This is a genomic window from Agrobacterium sp. P15N1-A, assembly GCF_044626815.1.
GTDB classification, from domain to species: domain Bacteria; phylum Pseudomonadota; class Alphaproteobacteria; order Rhizobiales; family Rhizobiaceae; genus Agrobacterium; species Agrobacterium leguminum.
This window is the reverse complement of the sequence record NZ_JBIUPF010000017.1, coordinates 1-2449: the sequence shown is the minus strand read 5'-3', so window position 1 is coordinate 2449 and position 2449 is coordinate 1. Positions and strand designations below refer to the sequence as shown.

Sequence of the window (2449 nt, the reverse complement as noted above, 5' to 3'; positions counted from 1 at the left end):
CCGGGCATGGTGCCGGGCACGATGACGCCGTCGCTGGTGCAGATGCCGGATGCGACGAAGCGCGAGCTTTACGAATATCCGGCCCGCATCAAGACGGTGGAAGAGGCCGAGCGGGCGCAGAAACTGCGCACCCAGTCCATCGAAGCCGATCACGACCGGGTTTTCGGTTCGTCGACCTCGCGCATTCTGGAGGCCGGCCGCCGCTTCACGCCTTACGAGGTCGCTCATCCCGAACACGCCTATGAAGAGCATGTGATCATCAGGGCAAGCCACAATATCGTCGACCTCTCCTATGAGACCAATGGCAACGAGCCGGAATATCGCAATCACTTCGAGGCGATCCCCGCCCGCGTGCCGCTGACGCCGCACCGGTCGACGAAACGCCCGCGCATCGAAGGCACGCAGGTGGCGATCGTCGCCGGCCCCGAGGGCGAAGAAATCCATCCTGACCAATATGGCCGCATCAAGCTGTGGTTCCCGTGGGACCGCAAGGCGAAGAAGGATGGCACGGATACGTGCTGGGTGCGGGTCAGCCAGGCATGGGGCGGCGGCACATGGGGTGCGCAGGTCATTCCGCGCATCGGCATGGAAGTGATGGTCGCCTTTGTCGATGGAGACCCGGACAAGCCGCTGGTCATCGGCGTGGTCAACAATCCGGCCAATTCCGTGCCCTATGACCTGCCGGCCAACAAGACGCGCATGGTGCTGCGCTCGAACAGCCACAAGGGCGACGGTTTCAACGAAATCACTTTCGAGGATGAGGCCGGCAAGGAGAACCAGTTCTTCCACGCCCAGAAGGACCAGACGACGCGGGTATTGAATGACCGGACCAAGCGCATCGACCGGCATGAGGTCGCCTCGGTTGGCGGCAACCGCGCGGTGGAAGTTTCCGGCAACCAGAAACACGAGATCGGCGGCTCGGTAAACACCGTCGTCGGCGGCACGGGGCCGATGGCGATGATGGCCATGGCGGGCGTACAGGCGCTCTCCGGTCAGACGGCGGGGCTGCTTTCGCAGGCCGCCCAGATCGCCGGCGGCGGTGGCCCGGGCGTTGCGGCCTTCGCCACCACGCTCGCCTCATCCGCCCTCGGCTTCCTCGGTGCCGGCGGTCTTTCATCGCGCGAGGGCGTTGTCTCCGGGCCAAGCCCGCGTGCGGATGCGGGTACGGCGCTCGCCGGTTCCGGCTCGGGCGTCGGTTCCGATGCTTCGGGGTTATTCCCGCTGCCGGGTATCATGAACACGATCGTCAGCACGTTCAAATCCGACAGCGTCGGTGTGGCGCGGGCTGAACAGATCGGGGTCAGCAAGGTTACGAATGTAGGCCAGACGTCGCTGGAGAGCGTCGGAAAGTTTAAGAAGATTGCAGTCGGTGAAGAGTTCGTCATCGAATGCGGCGATTCCAAATTCATCATGAAGGCGAATGGCGAGGTCATCATTCTTGGCAAGACCTTCAACTTCGTGGCGACGGATCATTTTCAGCTTCGCGGCAAGCCGATCGATCTGAACTGACGGAGGCGGTCTTGGAACTTCAGAACCGCCTGCCGTTTCCCGCGATGGCTTTCCGTCAGTTCGATGCCGAAGGAGGGCTCGATTGTATTGTCTCCGTGCGTGCAACATTCATGCATGCTCAGGGCGGTTCGCTGGATGTCGCAGCCGAGCAGGAAAGTTTTCAGTGGGAGGATGCCTATGAGGGCGATCCGCACCAGACCGTCCTCCTGCGCCAAAGCGATCTTACCCCGGACAAGCCCGGCACGGATATAACCTTTCTCGGGAATGCGTGGTCTGCGAGTGGCGAGCCGGAGAAATCCTGGCGTGCCTCCATCCGCGTTGGTGGAGTTTTCAAGGAAATCGAGGTTTTCGGCAGACGCTTTTGGCAACCTGTCGTTAAGGAGAAATGGGCAGGTTTTGCCGCCAGGGAAGCCAAACGTGTCGTAGCGGATTGGAAACTGAGCGATCCTGAACCGGCTAGAAGCGTGGCCATATGCTGGCGTAACGCTTATGGCGGCGCGATCCCTGGCACAGGTGACGCGGGGACGGAAACACCGATTGACGTGGAGCGCCGAAACCCGCTTGGGTGCGGCATCGTCAATCTTGAGATGCCTGCCGACGCCGGGCCTGTTCCAGCTCCGCAGATCGCTGCCGTTGGTGAGCATTCCGATTGGCGGAGCACGCCGGAACCGCAGGGATTTGGGCTCGTTTCGCCTTGGTGGCAGTTCCGTCAGCAATATTCCGGAACTTATGACGACGGTTGGCGGGAGGAGAGGCACCCCCTCTTGCCGCGTGATTTTGATCCACGCTTCTGGCAGGCGGCCCATCCTGATCTCATCGCGACGCCTCACCTCAAGGGTGACGAGAACTACGAGCTCGTTAATCTGAGTTCTGAGCATCCGGTCGCGAAAGGCTCGTTGCCTGGCCTTACCCTCGGTGTCCATTGCTCTCGCGAAGATCG

2 protein-coding genes are annotated in these 2449 nt (G+C 61.7%); both read left to right on the top strand.

Annotation, left to right across the window (positions count from 1 at the left end):
* Positions 1 to 1509 (top strand): type VI secretion system tip protein TssI/VgrG (tssI, locus tag ACIK7D_RS27710; protein ID WP_400158169.1); only part of this gene is annotated, 1509 nt, incomplete at its 5' end.
* A gap of 11 nt (positions 1510 to 1520) precedes the next feature.
* Positions 1521 to 2449 (top strand): DUF2169 domain-containing protein (locus ACIK7D_RS27705; protein ID WP_400158168.1); only part of this gene is annotated, 929 nt, incomplete at its 3' end.